General features: G+C 61.3%; 13 protein-coding genes. 4 read left to right on the forward strand and 9 right to left on the reverse strand.

What is annotated here, in order from left to right:
• Positions 1-15: 15 nt before the first annotated feature.
• Together L0Y14_RS15835 and L0Y14_RS15840 are read right to left on the reverse strand one after the other, a co-directional pair.
• Positions 16-3,237, reverse strand: coding sequence for an efflux RND transporter permease subunit (locus L0Y14_RS15835; protein WP_006474609.1), 3,222 nt, complete (start codon positions 3,235-3,237; stop codon positions 16-18).
• Positions 3,230-4,282, reverse strand: a complete 1,053-nt coding sequence (locus L0Y14_RS15840; protein WP_006474608.1) for an efflux RND transporter periplasmic adaptor subunit — start codon at positions 4,280-4,282, stop codon at positions 3,230-3,232. The genes L0Y14_RS15835 and L0Y14_RS15840 overlap by 8 nt, the downstream gene beginning before the upstream one ends.
• A gap of 193 nt (positions 4,283-4,475) precedes the next feature.
• Between L0Y14_RS15840 and ubiD the strand changes: the two genes are divergently transcribed.
• Positions 4,476-5,942, forward strand: a complete 1,467-nt coding sequence (gene ubiD / locus L0Y14_RS15845; protein WP_005958461.1) for a 4-hydroxy-3-polyprenylbenzoate decarboxylase — start codon at positions 4,476-4,478, stop codon at positions 5,940-5,942.
• Between the two features lie 69 nt (positions 5,943-6,011).
• Complete coding sequence (locus tag L0Y14_RS15850) at positions 6,012-6,650, forward strand: nucleotide-binding protein (RefSeq protein ID WP_006474607.1); 639 nt, start codon at positions 6,012-6,014, stop codon at positions 6,648-6,650.
• Here L0Y14_RS15850 and L0Y14_RS15855 read toward each other — a convergent pair.
• Entirely contained in the window at positions 6,647-7,519 is an 873-nt protein-coding gene (locus tag L0Y14_RS15855; RefSeq protein ID WP_251859230.1) for an SDR family oxidoreductase, read from the reverse strand. The two genes, L0Y14_RS15850 and L0Y14_RS15855, sit on opposite strands and share 4 nt — an antisense overlap.
• Positions 7,520-7,608: 89 nt before the next feature.
• On the opposite strand from L0Y14_RS15855, the gene L0Y14_RS15860 reads away from it, so the two are divergent.
• The gene (locus L0Y14_RS15860) at positions 7,609-8,619 is read left to right on the forward strand and encodes a CDP-6-deoxy-delta-3,4-glucoseen reductase (protein WP_006474604.1); all 1,011 of its coding nucleotides are present in this window, start codon (positions 7,609-7,611) and stop codon (positions 8,617-8,619) included.
• Positions 8,620-8,666: 47 nt separating this feature from the next.
• Here L0Y14_RS15860 and L0Y14_RS15865 read toward each other — a convergent pair whose 3' ends face one another.
• The 5 genes from L0Y14_RS15865 to L0Y14_RS15885 form a co-directional block, all read right to left on the reverse strand.
• Positions 8,667-9,935, reverse strand: coding sequence for a heme biosynthesis protein HemY (locus L0Y14_RS15865; protein WP_006474603.1), 1,269 nt, complete (start codon positions 9,933-9,935; stop codon positions 8,667-8,669).
• Positions 9,932-11,161 (reverse strand): uroporphyrinogen-III C-methyltransferase, encoded by a 1,230-nt coding sequence (locus L0Y14_RS15870; RefSeq protein WP_006474602.1) that lies wholly within the window; start codon positions 11,159-11,161, stop codon positions 9,932-9,934. Before L0Y14_RS15870 ends, L0Y14_RS15865 begins: the two co-directional genes overlap by 4 nt.
• Complete coding sequence (locus L0Y14_RS15875) at positions 11,151-11,960, reverse strand: uroporphyrinogen-III synthase (protein ID WP_050799369.1); 810 nt, start codon at positions 11,958-11,960, stop codon at positions 11,151-11,153. Before L0Y14_RS15875 ends, L0Y14_RS15870 begins: the two co-directional genes overlap by 11 nt.
• On the reverse strand, positions 11,950-12,879 hold the full coding sequence (hemC, locus tag L0Y14_RS15880) for a hydroxymethylbilane synthase (protein ID WP_039959362.1): 930 nt from the start codon (positions 12,877-12,879) through the stop codon (positions 11,950-11,952). Before hemC ends, L0Y14_RS15875 begins: the two co-directional genes overlap by 11 nt.
• A 133-nt stretch (positions 12,880-13,012) precedes the next feature.
• The gene (locus L0Y14_RS15885; RefSeq protein WP_006474599.1) at positions 13,013-13,534 is read right to left on the reverse strand and encodes a c-type cytochrome; all 522 of its coding nucleotides are present in this window, start codon (positions 13,532-13,534) and stop codon (positions 13,013-13,015) included.
• Between the two features lie 315 nt (positions 13,535-13,849).
• Between L0Y14_RS15885 and L0Y14_RS15890 the strand changes: the two genes are divergently transcribed.
• Positions 13,850-14,401 carry a chalcone isomerase family protein gene (locus L0Y14_RS15890; RefSeq protein ID WP_240991636.1) on the forward strand — a complete coding sequence of 184 codons (552 nt, stop codon included), beginning with the start codon at positions 13,850-13,852 and terminating at the stop codon, positions 14,399-14,401.
• A 119-nt stretch (positions 14,402-14,520) separates the two neighbouring features.
• Here the strand turns inward: L0Y14_RS15890 and L0Y14_RS15895 are convergent, their stop codons facing one another.
• Entirely contained in the window at positions 14,521-15,510 is a 990-nt protein-coding gene (locus L0Y14_RS15895; RefSeq protein ID WP_138921819.1) for a hypothetical protein, read from the reverse strand.
• Positions 15,511-15,700: the final 190 nt, after the last annotated feature.

Consider the following 15,700-nt stretch of genomic DNA (forward strand, 5'->3'; position numbering starts at 1 on the left):
CCTTAACAGCCCCACTCAGGCCTCGGCACGCAGCATCTCGACCCGGTTACGCATCGCCGCATAGTAGACCACCGGGATTACCACCAGGGTCAACAGGGTGGAGACGAAGAGGCCGAAGATCAGCGATACCGCCAGCCCCGAAAAGATCGGGTCGTCAAGGATGAAGAGGCCACCGGCCATTGCTGCCAGCGCGGTGAGTGCGATCGGCTTGGCGCGCACCGCCGCCGAGCGCACCACCGCCGCCTCCAGTACCATCCCTTCCCGCACCTGCTGATTGATGAAATCCACCAGCAGGATCGAGTTACGCACAATGATGCCCGCCAGCGCGATCATGCCGATCATCGAGGTGGCGGTGAACTGCGCATTCATCAGTGCATGACCCGGCAGGATGCCGATCACCGTCAGCGGGATCGGCGCCATGATCACCAGCGGCACCAGGTAGCTGCGGAATTGGGCCACCACCAGCAGATAGATCATCAGCAGCCCCACCGAGTAGGCAATGCCCATGTCGCGGAAGGTCTCGTAGGTGATCTGCCACTCACCATCCCACTTCAGGCTGTACTCGTAAGGATTCTCCGGCTGACTCAGAAACCACTGGTCGATACCGCCTTCCCCATCGAGCTGGCCAGAGATCCCAAATAGACCGTAGAGCGGGCTGTCGGTCTCACCCGCCATGTCACCGGTAACATAGACCACCGGCATCATATCCTTATGGTAAATCGAGTACTCACGCACCCGCGGGATCACTTCAACAATCTCCGACAGCGGCACCAGACTGCCGCTCTGGGAGCGCAGCCGCAGCGACAACACCTGCTCCAGATCGGCCTTGTCGGCATCTGAATACTCAAGGCGGATCGGCACCGCATACTTCAGGTTCTCACCGTGCAGAAAGCTGACATCCTCACCAGCCAGCACCGTCGCCAATGCCTCGACGATGCTGCTTTGCGGCACTCCAAGGCGTGCCGCCTTAGCCCTATCAACCTGCACCACAAACTTCGCCGCGGGGTGTTCGACGCTGTCATCCACATCGACGATATCCGGCGTGTTCTCAAACACCTGGCGGATCTCCCAAGCCGCCTCGGTCTGACCACGATAGTCGAGACCGTAGACCTCCGCCACCAGCGGCGACATCACCGGCGGTCCCGGCGGCACTTCCACCACCTTGACGTTGCCGTTATGGGTCAACGCGATCTGTCGCAGCGGCTCGCGCACCGCCCGGGCGATCTCATGGCTCTTGCGATCGCGCTGATGTTTGTCCACCAGATTGACCTGGATATCGCCCAGGTAGGCCCCCTCACGCAGGTAGTACTGACGCACCAGGCCATTGAAGCCAATCGGAGCGGCGCTGCCAGCATAGACCTGATAGTCGCTCACCTCATCCACTGTTGCGAGATAGTCACCCATCTCGCTAAGTACCCGCGTGGTCTGCTCCAGACTGGTCCCCTCCGGCATATCGAGCACCACCTGGAACTCTGACTTGTTATCGAAGGGCAGCATCTTCAGTACCACCGCCTTGTTCACCACCAGCGAGATCGACAGCACGATCAGCAGCATGATGCCGCTCAGCAGCAACCAGCGGTTGCGGTTGCCGCGGGAACCGAGCAGCAAGGGCCGCATCACGCGGCCGAAGAAACGGCTCAGGCCGGTCTCCTCTTTTTCATCATGGGCATGGGCAGCAATCTGCTCTGCCTGATTGGCTAGCGCCTTATTGGTGAGCCAGGGGGTAAAGACAAACGCCACCACCAGCGAGATCAACATGCCGGTGCTGGCGTTGATCGGGATCGGGCTCATGTAGGGGCCCATCAGGCCGGTGACGAAGGCCATCGGCAGCAGTGCTGCGATCACTGTGAAGGTAGCCAGGATGGTCGGGCCACCCACCTCATCCACCGCCGCCGGAATCGCCTCCAGCAGCTGCTTGGAGCCCATCTGCAGGTGCCGGTGAATGTTCTCCACCACCACGATGGCGTCATCCACCAGAATACCGATGGAGAAGATCAGCGCGAACAGCGAGACCCGGTTGAGGGTGAACCCCCAAGCCCAGGAGGCGAACAGGGTGATCGCCAGGGTCACCACCACCGCACCACCAACGATAAAGGCCTCACGCCAGCCGATGGCGAGAAACACCAGGACGATCACCGAGAGGGTGGCAAACGCCAGCTTGGTGATCAGCTTGTTGGCCTTGGCCTCGGCGGTCTCACCATAGTTGCGGGTGATGGTCGCCTCGACTCCATCGGGGATGAAGGTGCCCTCGAGCTGCGCAAACCGCTCGATCACCGACTCGGCAATCTCCACCGCATTGGTGCCCGCCTTCTTCGCCACCGCAATGGTCACGGCAGGATAGCTCATCCCCGGCTGCAGCCCCTTCTGCGCACCCTGGGCACCACCACCCATCCAGACATATTGTGCCGGCAGGTCGGGTTGATGTTTGATGCTCGCCACATCGCGCAGGTAGATTGCCTTGTCCTCCTGTACTCCCACCACTAACTGGCCGATCTCCTCCGCCGAGGTGAGAAAGGTACCGGCCTGCACCAGCAGCTCCCGGTTGTCAGCAGTGATAGTGATCGAGTCGTGGATCTGGTTGGCCGCCTGCAGCGTCCGGCGCAGATCGCTCAGGTCGATGTTGTGACCCGACAGGGCCTGCGGATCAAGCAGCACATGCACCACCCGGTCGGGCTCGCCGATGGTATAGATGTCGCGGGTACCGGGCACCCGTTTCAGTTCTGACTCGAGAGCATGTGCCACCTGGCCCAGCTCATAGGCGCCCACCTCTGGGTTTTCCGACCAGAGGGTGGCGGTGATAATCGGCACATCGTCTATACCCTTGGGTTTGATAATCGGCTGACCCACACCCAGGTTCTGCGGCAACCAGTCCTGGTTGGAGTAGACCTTGGAGAAGAGGCGCACAATGGCGTCCTCTCGATCCTCGCCCACCAGAAACTGCACCGTCAGCACCGCCATGCCGGGACGCGAGGTAGAGTAGACGTGCTTGATGCCATCGATCTCGGAGAGCACCTGCTCGGCCGGCGTCGCCACCAGGCTCTCCACCTCTTTGGCGGTAGCTCCGGGAAAGGGGATGAAGACGTTGGCGAAAGTGACGTTGATCTGCGGCTCCTCCTCGCGCGGTGTCACCAGCACCGCAAACCCCCCCAGCAACAGCCCCACCAGCGCCAGCAGCGGGGTGATCTCAGTGACCAGAAAGCGCTCCGCGATGCGCCCGGAGATGCCCAGCTTAGTCATTAGCGGCCTCCGCACGCTGCTGCTTCAGAAGCGCACCGGCGGCCACCGGGTCGAGCGCCACCCGCTCGCCCTCGGAGAGCCCCGCCAGCACCGCCTGCATGCCATCCTCGGTGTAGTGACCAACCCGCACATGGCGAAAACCGATACGACCATCAGCATCGATCACATAGAGCGCGGTCACCTCAGAACGGTAGACCACTGCCATTGCCGGCACCACGAGTTCACGCTTGCTGCCGGTAAGGAACGAGGTCTTGACGAACATGCCAGGGAACAGCCCCTTAACCCCCTCCGGCAGGTCGACCCGAACCTTGAAGGTATTGCTGCCATGATGAGCGAAGGGGAAGATCGTCAGCCTGGTCGCCGCCACGAAGCCACCCTCCGGCTGCTCCACCCACGCCTTGCCAAACTTACGGATGGTGGGGATCAGGCTCTGCGGCACATCCACAGTGACCCGTAGTTCATCCAGCGAGATGCCTCGCATCAGCTGCTGACCCGCTTGGGCAATCTCACCCACCTCCACATGACGGTGCGTGACAATGCCACTGTAGGGGGCCTTTACCCGAGTGTATTCGAGCTGCTCACGGGCCTGATCGAGACCCGCGCTGGCCGCCTCGCGACGCGCCTTGACCGACTTCAGGGCCGCCGTGGCCTTGTCCATCTGCGACTGGGAAACCAGCTTCTTCTCGTGCAGCCCCTTGACCCGCTTGAACTCATCCTGCGCCTCCTGCAGCCGCGCCACCGCCTCCTTCAGCTCGGCCTGGGCCTGTTTCAGCTTAGCCTGATGCTGGGTGTCGTTGAGCAGCACGATCAGCATGCCCTTCTCTACAAAGTCATCCACATCGACCAGGATCTGCTCTACCACCCCCTGGGTCTGGGCGGAGACGGTGGTCCGATTGATCGCCTCGACCGTCCCATCGAGACGGAACTCACGGGGGATCTCCCGGTAGATCGCCGGCTCGCTCGGCAGTTCGGCCGCTGACACACCAGAAACCCCGCTAATTATCAGTAGTGCTGGCAACAGCCAGACCATGAATTTGGCGTACATGGAATTATTCTCCCGATATATTAGATTTTGCTAACACTAGCTTCCAAAACAGATTTTTCAAGTTTTTCTTATGCCCCATAAGCCCTACTTTGCCAAATTGACGTCGCCATAAAATGGGCTTGGGTGGCAAAGTTGACCCATTTTGCCTGGCTGGGTAGGGTCTCCCGGTCTCAACCAACTCTGTAGCACCGCCATGCAATACCAGGATCTGCGCGATTTTATCCGGCAACTCGAACAACGCGGCCAGCTCAAACGCATCCACAGTGAGGTCGACCCGAACCTGGAGGTCACCGAGATCTGCGACCGCACCCTTCGGACCGGCGGGCCAGCACTGCTGTTCGAGCGGGTCAAGGGCTCCCGCTACCCACTGCTCGGTAATCTGTTCGGCACCCCCGAGCGGGTTGCGTTAGGCATGGGTGAGGAAGATGTCAGCGCACTGCGCGAGGTCGGAAAGCTGCTCGCCTTTCTCAAGGAGCCCGATCCGCCGAAGGGGATGAAGGACGCCTGGCAGAAGCTGCCGGTGTTTAAAAAGGTTTTGGACATGGCCCCCAAGGAGTTGCGCAACGCCCCCTGTCAGGCGATCAGCACCGAGGCTGACGAGGTGGACTTGGGCGAGCTGCCGGTGCAGACCTGCTGGCCCGGTGACGCCGGCCCGCTAATCACCTGGGGACTGGTGATCACCAGGGGGCCCAACAAGTCGCGCCAGAACCTGGGCATCTACCGCATGCAGGTAATCGGCCGCAACCGGGTGATCATGCGCTGGCTGGCCCATCGCGGCGGTGCACTCGATTATCGGGAGTGGCAAGAGGCCCATCCCGGCGAACCCTTCCCGGTAACGGTGGCGCTGGGCGCCGATCCGGCCACCATTCTCGCCGCGGTCACGCCGGTGCCCGACACCCTCTCCGAATACGCCTTCGCCGGGCTGCTGCGCGGCTCACGCACCGAGGTGGTGAAGTCTATCGGCAACAACCTGCAGGTGCCGGCGTCGGCGGAGTTTGTGCTGGAGGGTCATATCCACCCCGACGACATGGCCCCGGAGGGCCCCTTCGGTGACCACACCGGCTACTACAACGAGGTGGAGAGCTTCCCGGTCTTCACCATCGATCGCATCACCCATCGAGAAGAACCGATCTACCACAGCACCTACACTGGCAGGCCGCCGGACGAACCGGCAATCCTCGGCGTGGCGCTGAACGAGGTCTTTGTGCCGATCCTGCAGAAGCAGTTCCCCGAAATCACCGACTTCTACCTGCCACCAGAGGGCTGCTCCTACCGCATGGCCGTGGTAAGCATGAAGAAGCAGTACCCTGGGCACGCCAAGCGGGTGATGCTCGGCGTCTGGTCTTTCCTGCGCCAGTTCATGTACACCAAGTTTGTCATCGTGGTGGATGACGACATCAACACCCGCGACTGGAACGACGTGATTTGGGCCATGACCACCCGCATGGACCCGGCCCGCGACACCACGCTGATCGAGAACACGCCGATCGATTATCTCGACTTCGCCTCGCCGGTCTCCGGCCTGGGCTCGAAGATTGGCTTCGACGCCACCAACAAATGGCCCGGCGAGACCACCCGCGAGTGGGGTACGCCGATCCAGATGGAGGAGGCGGTGAAACAGCGGGTCGATGCGATCTGGGATGAGTTGGGAATAGATTGAGCGAGGCCCCTTTCGGCAGGGCTCAAGCTCCGCTAGGCTTGGGATGATGCGAAACGGCAGGGGGAAACCATGCACAAGATCATGCTGATGAACGCCAAGGGGGGCTGCGGCAAAAGCACCCTGGCCACCAACCTGGCCAGCTGGTACGCCGACGAAGGGCTGAAGGTGGCACTGGCCGACTTCGACCCGCAGCGTTCCAGTCTCGACTGGCTGGAGGCGCGTCAAGACTACACTGGCATCCCGGAGATCGAGGCCATCGACGCCACCAAGGCCGCCCCCAAACCGGCTCGCGGCACCGACCTTCTGGTGATGGACGCACCCGCCGGAGTGCACGGCAAGCAGATCAATCAGATGCTGCGCCGGGTCGACAGCCTGATCATCCCGGTATTGCCCTCCCCCATCGATATCCGGGCCTGCCGCCGTCACCTCGACGAGCTACTGCGCAGCGGTCGGGTCTTACGCCATCAGACCCGCATCGGCTTCGTCGCCAACCGGGTCAACCGCAAGACCCGCGCCTACAAAGATCTGAAACGCTTCCTCGGCGACCTCAACTTCCCGGTAATTGGCCACCTGCGCGAGAGCCAGAGCTACATCCGCGCCGCCGAGACCGGCCTCGGGGTGTTCGAACTGCCGCGCTCATCGGTCTATAAAGATCTTCCGCCCTGGAACAGCCTGCTCGACTGGGTCGACGAGGGACTTAACTCTTAAGGAGCCTCCTGCGCCGCCGGTAGCCCCAGATCCAGATTCGGGTAACGTAGCTGCACCGCCAACTCCTCCAACATCTTGCGGTTATCGAGCCGGCGCGACTCCGCCAGATAGGAGAGCATACCCGGCGAGAGCTGCTGCTTCGCCTCCTCCAGGGAGATCAACGGTGGCCGCGGCAGGCCGAGGAAGTCGGCCACCTGGATGAAGTAGTCGGTCATGCTGCCAGGCTGGCCGTCACTGACGTTGTAGACCTCGCCATTGTGTCCACGCTGCATCGCCGCAACACAGATCTCCACCAGATCGAGGCTGTGGATATGGTTGGTGAGCGGTGACTCTGCCTGGCACACCATCGGCACGGCGTTTTGCAGTCGCGCCTGCGGTAGCTTGCCAGGCCCATAGATCCCCGCCACTCGCAGAATCACCAGTTCGCCACCCGTTGCCTCGCTCCAGGCCCGCCAGCGCTGCTCCGCATCCAGCCGGCGGCGCGCCCTGTCGACCCGTGGCGCCGGCGGCCGCGTTTCATCGACCCACTCACCCTGGCAGTCGCCGTAGACACCAGTGGTGCTGAGATAGACCACCCGTCGCGGCTGGCCGAGCTGGGCGAACAGCTCGATCAGGTGCGCCACCCGGCCATCCTCCACTCCCTGTTTAGGTGGCGGCGCAAAGTAAAAGAGCTGCGCACCCTCCAGGTCAGATCCTTGGGCATCGGGCCGATCTAGATCGACCAACGCGGCGGGGATGCGCAACCGCTGCAGCCGCTCGATACCGTCCGGACTACACACCCAGCCGCGCACCGCCTCACCCGCCCCGATCAACCGCTGCGCCAGCCGCGCACCGATATCGCCACAACCCACGATGGTGATCTCCGCCATTACCTGAAACTCTCCTAGGTTTAATTCCTGACTTAAATAGGCGAGAATTTCGCCCCATTAGCAGTTCGCTCTAGATATCAAGGATTCCCATGAGTTTTAAAGTCCATGTCGAGCCCAGCGGGCACGAATTTAACGTCGAAAAAAACGAGACCATCCTCGAGGCTGCGGTTCGTCAAGGCATCAATCTTCCCTACGGCTGCCGCAACGGTTTCTGCGGTGAGTGCCAGGGCAGCCTCTCTGAAGGCAGCGTGAGCTACCCGGATGGTGAGCCACCAGCACTGGACGGCAAACCGGCCGGCAGCTGCCTGACCTGCAAGGCAACCCCCAACAGCGATCTGCGCATCGAGGTGAAAGAAGCCACACAGGCCAGCGATATCGAAATCAAAGAGTTCCCCTGCAAGGTCGACCGGATCGAGCATCTCAATGACGACGTAATCCGCCTCTATATCAAACTCCCCGAGGGCGAACGGCTGCAGTTTCTGGCCGGTCAGTACCTCAACTTCATCCTCGAGGATGGCAGCAAACGCGCCTTCTCCATTGCCAACGCGCCCCACGACGACAAGTTCATCGAGCTGCATATCCGCCATATAGCAGGCGGCAAGTTCACCGACTTCCTGTTCAATGATATGCAGGAGAAGACGATCCTGCGCCTGGAGGCACCCCTCGGCAGCTACTTCCTGCGCGAGGAGTCGGAGCGCCCGATTATTTTCGCCGGAGGCGGCACCGGCTTCGCGCCGCTCAAGGGGATCATCGAACACGCCTTTGAGATCGGCGTCAAGCGCAAGATGGTGCTCTATTGGGGTGTACGCAGCAAGGCCGATCTCTACCTGCCCGAGCTGCCCAAGCAGTGGGCTACAGATCACGACAACTTCAGCTATGTGCCGGTGCTCTCGGAACCGGACGAGGGCTGGCAGGGTCAGACCGGCTGGGTGCACGAAGCCGTGACGGCGGATCACCCCGATCTGAGCGACTATGAACTCTACATGAGCGGTCCGCCGCCAATGATCAATGCCGCTAAACAGGCCTTTCTCGACAAAGGCCTGAGCCCCGATCACCTCTACTCCGACTCATTCGAGTACGGTGCCGCCTCCGGCAAGTGAGCCATGCGAGCCGGGCTGCTTTGGACGTTCGGCCAGACAGCTAGGCTTCAGCCCTCCACCCCGATCAGGTGCGCTGACCCCATCACTGCCGGCTTCGCTGGCGGCGGCAACGCCGCCGGTGCTGACGGCTGGCGGCTCTCGGTAGCGCAACGCAAACCCTCCCGGTAGCAGTCGAGCGCCGCCGCGGGCTCGTCCATCTGCTCCAGCAACGCCCCCAGTTCCCGGTAGGCATCAGCGTTTGGTTCAATCGCAATGCTCGCCTCGAAGTAGCTGCGCGCCTTACCCCAGAGTTTGTTCTGCAGGCAGAGCCGGGCCAGAATAAACAGCAGCAGCGGATCCTCCCGCCGATCGCGCAGCCAGCTCTCAGCGAGTTCCAGACGCTGCGCCGGATCCCCCCGTTCGATCGCGCCAAACAGCCGCAGCAGCGATTCGCTCCACTGACTGCGCAGGGCATCCGCCAGCAGCGACTCCACCAGCTCACCGCGCCCTTCCGCCAACATCAACCGGCTATAGGCACCGATCAGCTCGGCACGCCGGCGCAATGAAGCTGAGAGCTCGCCCCAAGCGTGGCGCAGCCCCTCCTCGCCGGACTTCTGCGCAACCCGCTGTAGTCGCTGCTCGACCAACCGCAGCTCGAGGGCATCGAGATCCCCTGCATCCGCCACCTTGCGCTTGCGCAGCTCCGGCAGCAGCGCCTCGAGCTGCTGCCACTCTTCCTGACTTTCATAGAGACGGCGCAACAGCCGCAACACATAGACATGCTTGGGTGCCAGACTGCGCAGATGGGTCAGGGTCGCCAGCGCCTGCTCATACTGCTGGTGCGCCAGCTGCAGCTCCGCCTGGGTCAGCCCCACCGCCACATCCGCCATCGGCATGCTCTGGTGGGCCTGCTGCAGGTAGTGATCGCGTCGCCCATCCTCACCCTGTAACTGTGCCGCCCGGGCCGCCGCCAGATAGTTGAGCAACGGCGTTTCGGATTGATGGGCATAACGCACCAACTGCTTCTCCGCCACCTTCCAGTGGCCTTCAGAAAGCTCCACCAGCCCCTGAGTCAGCGCCTTCTGCGCACGCCGATTGCGCCGCCGTCCGCGCCAGGCCGAGAGACCGCGCGGGATCGACCAAATTTTGGCCAGGCTGCGCAGCAACAGATAGAGAAGCAAGAACAGCAGCAGATTGGCCAGCGTGAAGAGCGCCAGACTTCCCTCCACGGTCCATTCGCCGTAGCCGATCAGCACATAACCGTTGTCCTCCTTAACCCACAGGGTCAGGATGATCGCGGACAGCGCGACGATAAAGGCAGTAAACAGATTTTTCACTTGGCCTCCTGCTGATCACGCAGCAGCGCACGCCGCCCCTGCAACGCCCGCAGCGAGGCGGAGATATCGGGATGCTTGAGCTGCACCGGCTGCTGTGCCAACAGGTCGAGCTGCTTTAGAAACAGACCGGTCTCCGCCACATGACTATCGAAATGGCGCGCCACCCATTGATGGGCGGTCTGCAGGCTATCCTGATAGAGCTCGCTGCTGTTGCTCAGCAGGGCGAGCTTCGCTCCTTCCAGCTTGAGACGCAGATTCTGGTAGATGAAGTAGCGCTGCTCCGGCGGCAACATCGCCGTCACCGGACGCTGGTGGTGGCGAATCACCATCAGCGATTTGAAGCCCTGCCACAGATCCTCCGCCAGCTGGCGCCAGTCGATGCGCCCATCCTCCATCGGCGGCTGTAAGGTTTCAACGTTCGCCTTGGGACGCAACACCACGCCGCCCTCATCCAGTAGCCGCAAGCCATCAACCTGCTCGATCAGTCCGTTGATACGGCCGCTCAGCCCACTCAAATCGAGCAATGGGGTCGATTGTAGAGTGCTGATCTCCTGGGCCAAAATATCCCGCACCCCGTTCCAGCCGGGATCAAGGGTATCGCGCAGCCGCGTATCCGCCGCCTGCAGCGCTGCCGCTGCGCTCTTCAGGTCACTGCTGAGGGAGAGGCGATGATTGGCCAGGCGCATCAGATACTCCGCCTCCGCCACCCGCCAACGATTGCTGTTACTGCCGAGCCGGTTGCGCATCTCCTGCAGCGAGCTGTCGAGCTGCTGACCCCGCTGTTGCAGCAACTGGCGCTCCAGCTCCATCTTCTCTACTTGGGCCAGTAACGCCTGGCGCTGACTGGCCAGCGCCTGCTGCTGCGACTCGATCTGCGCCTGCTGGGACTGGTACTCCCGGGCGGTCTGCTGCAACAGCTCACTCATGCGGCTCTGTTCCTGACTCGTCTGCTTCAGCTCAGCCTGAACCTGAAACAATGACTGCTGCATCCCTTCCCAGTAGCGCTGGCCCATCAACAATCCGACCAGCACCGCCAGCAGGGCGATCACTGCCAGCACCAAAGGCAGGCGGGAGGCCGACTGTTTCTCGGCAGACTGGACTGGCGGCTCCTCGCCTACGGTTTCGCTGACCCCTTCAGGCGCCGGCTGCTTCGCTTGTTCCGGCTCCTGTTCCAACCCGGACTGTTCGCGCTTATCCTGCTCTGTCATCGACTCTTCATCCATCATCTATTGTGCTTTGCCAGTGGTTGCTCTGTGCCATCCAACTGCAGAGCCGCTCCATAATCGATTGTTCGTCGGCGCCTTGCGCCAACAGGATCCGTCTGAATCCCAACTGCTGCGCCCGTTCCCGCATGCGCCGACTGATCACCAGCAAGGGGGTGGCCAGCAGCATCGGCTGTGCAGCCGGCCCCAGCATCTGCAGCAGATTCTCCAGCACTGCATTACTGGTCGCGGTGACCAGCTGCACCTCTGTCGGCCAACGCTGCAACAGCGGGCCAACGTCAAGTTGCGGACAGACCCGCCGGTAGACCTCGACATAGCTCAGCTGCGCTCCCCGTTCGATCAGGGTATCGCCCAGCAGGGCGCGGCCCCCCTCACCACGGAAGATCAAAACCTGCCGCCCTGCAACCTGTTGCAGCGCCTCGCTGGCCAGCAGCCCCTCGCTGTCAAAGCCCGACTGCGGCAGGATGTCGACCGGCCAGCCGGCCTGCTCCAGGGCTTTGGCGGTGGCCCGACCCACCGCTGCCAACTGAACTGCTGGCTTATCCCGTGGCAGCAACTTCAAGCCATACTCGACGGCGTTTGGGCTGACGAAGACTAGCAGCGCCCCTTGCTGCAGCACTGCCAGACTGGCCCGCAGCTCTGCCGTCCCCCCGGCCGGCTCAACCGCCAGCGCCGGGAAGCGAACCACCCGCCCACCGTGCGCTTCGATCGCCCGGCAGAGCGGCTCAGCCTGGTGGGCCGCCCGTGTCACCAATACCCCGACACCCTGCAAATCACAAGCGCTGTCGGACTCAGTCGGCATAGAGTGTCGACAGGATCTCGTCAGCGCCCCACTCCAGCAGGCGCTCGGCCAAACCGACACCAAGGGACTCCGCCTCATCCGGCGTCCCTTCAGCTTCACCACGCAGGATCTGGCTACCGTCGATCTCGCCCACCAGACCACGCAGCCAGAGGTTGCCGGCCTCCAGCATCGCGTAACCGGCAATCGGCACCTGACAACCACCCATCAGGCGATTGTTCATGGCTCGCTCGGCATGCACGCAGGCAGCGGTGTCGACATGATGCAGCGGCGCAATCAGGGCATTGACCTGCGCGTCGTCGCTGCGGCACTCGATGCCGATCGCACCCTGGCCGATCGCCGGTAGGCTCTGCTCAGGAGCGATGAAGGCGGTGATGCGCTGTTCAAAGCCGAGCCGTTTGAGACCGGCGGAGGCGAGGATAATCGCATCGTATTCGCCCTCATCGAGCTTGCGCAGACGGGTATTGACGTTGCCCCGCAGGGGCTTGATCTGCAGATCGGGGCGCGCCTCGGCCAACTGGCACTGGCGGCGCAGGCTGGAGGTGCCTACGCGCGCGCCTTCGGGCAGGCTCTCGAAGCTGGAGTATTGGTTCGAGACAAAGGCATCACGCGGATCCTCCCGCTGCATGATCACCGGCAGGTGCAGCCCCTCCGGCAGCTCAGCCGGCACATCTTTCATCGAGTGCACCGCGATATCGGCGCGCCCTTCCAGCATGGCCTGTTCCAGCTCCTTAACGAACAGCCCCTTGCCACCGATCTTCGCCAGCGGTGTATCGAGGATCTTGTCGCCCTGGGTACTCATACCCAGCAGCTCCACCTCCAATCCGGGATGCGCCCGCTTCAATTCGGCGGCGACATGTTCTGCCTGCCACATGGCGAGAGGGGATTTTCGGGTAGCGATGCGGATTCTATTGTCGGACATTAGGAGATGGGCCTTGCAAGATTCATATTCTCGGCGCCTTCGCCCCCATCTCAGCCCGCAGGCAGTGACGGAAGGGGCGCCGTGCTGGGCCACTATGCTAAAGCCTGCCTATGCTGGAGGCAATTTCTCACGCCTATCGGCTAAGCGAAGCCTCCGGTATGGAGAGATCCGCCGAATAGTAGGCGAGCAGCGCCTCCAGTCCTGCCTTCCCCTCGGCCCGGATCAGCCGGGTCAGCTGGCGCTGCATGCCGTTGCCGGTACGATTGGCGCCCAGCACATAGTCATGCAGGGTCCAGCGCAGATAGGCCGAGTGCTGACCCTGCAGGCGTGGCGCGCCCTTGTCCTGCGCATCGTGACACTCTCCACAGTAGCGCGAGTGCAGCCGCTGACCGAAGCGCGCTGCAACCCAATCCACCCCCTGTAGGCGGGTCGAACGCCGGGGCAGGGCGGCAAAGTAGCCGGCCATGCGTGCGATCTCTTGGCTCGAATAGCCTCTGGCGATGCGGCCCATGACGGTGGCAATGCGCTCCCCCTGCTGATAGGCCCGCATTACTTTGATGAAGTAATCTGCCGGCAGGCCGGCGATATTTGGGGTGGCCGGGCCTGACGATGCGCCCTGCGGGCCATGACAACCAAAACAGCCCTGTGCAAGCATCGAGCTGGCTGCTGGAGCGGTAATTCGCGTTGCGCCTGATGGCAGGGGTGGGGAAGGCGTCTGTTGGGCCGGGAGTTGTGACTGACGCAACGGCAGGCAGGCCTGCAGCAGCGAACAGAGCAGCACCAGAGAAGCCTTTTTCAAAAACCGGTTAAAATGCAGCACCGTGCTAGTATTCCAGTAGCCTGAGTTCTTGGGTATGAGTTTGCTATCTCGACAACGGCGAATCTTACCGCACTCCTCCTGACTCAGGCCCGTCACCTTCTACCAATTGGACGATCGCGTCCTTTATACAAAGGCCAGGACATGATTCGTGTGCTTCTTATTGCTTTGTCCACGCTACTGCTGGCACCCTCGCTTTTTGCCCGTGAAATAACCGGCGTGCCGCTTGCTGAGACAACCACAGTTGCTGGTAAGTCACTGCTGCTGAATGGCGCCGGCATCCGAACAAAGTTCTTCTTCAAGATCTATGTGGGCGCCCTCTATTTGCCCCAAAAATCGACTGATCCTGAGACCATCTACCCGATGTCTGGACCCAAAAGGGTCAGCATGCATTTTCTCTACGATCACCTGGATAGAGAAAAGCTGGTCGATGGCTGGAACAAGGGGTTCAGAAAGAACCTCGACAGCACCGAACTGACCACCCTGCAGCCGCGCATCGATGCCTTTAATGCCGCCTTCAGTGGCGTCGATGAGGGGGATGAGATCCATCTCGACTACATCCCAGGGCGTGGCACCGAGATATGGATTCGCGGTCAGCTCAAGGCCACCATCAAGGGCGCAGATTTTCATATCGCCTGGCTGAAAATTTGGTTGGGAAATGAGCCCGCGGACAAAGGGCTGAAGGAGGGTATGTTGGCGCGATGAGCGGCGGATCGGGTGCGGGAACACTCCGTCACTGAGCACCATTCTGGACAGGCCAGTCTCGCGTTCAAACAGCCGACACCCCCTGCTCGACAACAGGGGATATCGGCAGCCTCTTATGCCTAGTGGTCGGGCACAATTCGCACGCTATCTTCGCCGCGAACCATCATGCCATCTTCGGTCTTGGCCTCCAGTACCGCGCTTGCCTCACCCGGCTCGATCATGAACTGGGTGGTGTAGACTTGGCAGACCAGATCGATCAACTGATCACCGTTGACATCATCTTGGTGACAGAGGTATTTACCGCTCTTACCCGCCATTTTCACCTGGGCACCAGCCAGCTCGATGCTCTCAGGCACGACTGTGGTAGCATCAAACTCAGACGAGCTGAGGATCGCCACCGGCACTACGCCCGATGAACCCAGATTGATGCTGTTGACCTCACTACCCGGCTTGATGTCGATCTCGACATAGATCGTGTCATCGGTCTCAATCTGCAACTTAATTGCGGCCTCAGCCACTCCCCGATCGAATACGCTGCACATGTAACCATCCCAGGCCCGCATGGCCAGAGTATTCTCCCCCTGATTCAGATAGGAAGTGACATCAATCCAGCCAGTCTGATTGGCACCACCGGTAAGGTCGATATAGGCCAGCGTACCGTTGATATAGAACTGGAACTCGTCATTCACATCGAATTTAACTGTTGCCGCAAGCAACGGTCTGTCGATGCTAAACTGATAACGGAAGAATGCCTCATCCGGACCATTGCTATACGAGGTGCATCCCTGGGGGCAGTCCCACATAAAGACCTCCAACTCAGGTCCGGGCGGATTACCATACCAGGGGTAAAACTCCGTTGGTGCCTTGGCGTTGCGCCAACCACTATCATCGAAGCCAGCTTGGGTCCATGCTGGACCCGCTGAATCTATGACCCCAGGACAGACTCCTGGATCAGCCACTGCGTTAAAGGACTTCCAGTCACTGCTACTCTCGACGACGAGCGTACCCGCTAACGCCGGTGCTACGAACAGGCACCCTGCCAACACCGCGAAGATCAGGCTCCATTTGAAAGACGGGGTCGGCGAACTCAAGCGTGTTTGTCTAAACATCGCACACCCCCACATTTGACAGGTGAACGTTCATCCCTACGAATACGGCCTCGGAACTCCCTTCCTGCACTATAAATTCTAGTATTTGCGCCAAGGGTTTTGTTAACCACAGGCATTACAACGCAAAAACCTTCCTATATCCGAGTCAGGCGCCTATACAAGATTGCAGAGCGAGCATTCCTGACACCCC

This window comes from Candidatus Endoriftia persephonae, assembly GCF_023733635.1.
GTDB lineage: Bacteria > Pseudomonadota > Gammaproteobacteria > Chromatiales > Chromatiaceae > Endoriftia > Endoriftia persephonae.

Bases quoted from the DNA above. Each gene is read 5' to 3' on its own strand.
- L0Y14_RS15835 (WP_006474609.1), bottom strand. From the start codon at position 3,237: ATGACTAAGCTGGGCATCTCCGGGCGCATCGCGGAGCGCTTTCTGGTC.
- L0Y14_RS15840 (WP_006474608.1), bottom strand. From the start codon at position 4,282: ATGTACGCCAAATTCATGGTCTGGCTGTTGCCAGCACTACTGATAATT.
- ubiD (WP_005958461.1), top strand. From the start codon at position 4,476: ATGCAATACCAGGATCTGCGCGATTTTATCCGGCAACTCGAACAACGC.
- L0Y14_RS15850 (WP_006474607.1), top strand. From the start codon at position 6,012: ATGCACAAGATCATGCTGATGAACGCCAAGGGGGGCTGCGGCAAAAGC.
- L0Y14_RS15855 (WP_251859230.1), bottom strand. From the start codon at position 7,519: ATGGCGGAGATCACCATCGTGGGTTGTGGCGATATCGGTGCGCGGCTG.
- L0Y14_RS15860 (WP_006474604.1), top strand. From the start codon at position 7,609: ATGAGTTTTAAAGTCCATGTCGAGCCCAGCGGGCACGAATTTAACGTC.
- L0Y14_RS15870 (WP_006474602.1), bottom strand. From the start codon at position 11,161: ATGATGGATGAAGAGTCGATGACAGAGCAGGATAAGCGCGAACAGTCC.
- L0Y14_RS15875 (WP_050799369.1), bottom strand. From the start codon at position 11,960: ATGCCGACTGAGTCCGACAGCGCTTGTGATTTGCAGGGTGTCGGGGTA.
- hemC (WP_039959362.1), bottom strand. From the start codon at position 12,879: ATGTCCGACAATAGAATCCGCATCGCTACCCGAAAATCCCCTCTCGCC.
- L0Y14_RS15885 (WP_006474599.1), bottom strand. From the start codon at position 13,534: ATGCTTGCACAGGGCTGTTTTGGTTGTCATGGCCCGCAGGGCGCATCG.
- L0Y14_RS15895 (WP_138921819.1), bottom strand. From the start codon at position 15,510: ATGTTTAGACAAACACGCTTGAGTTCGCCGACCCCGTCTTTCAAATGG.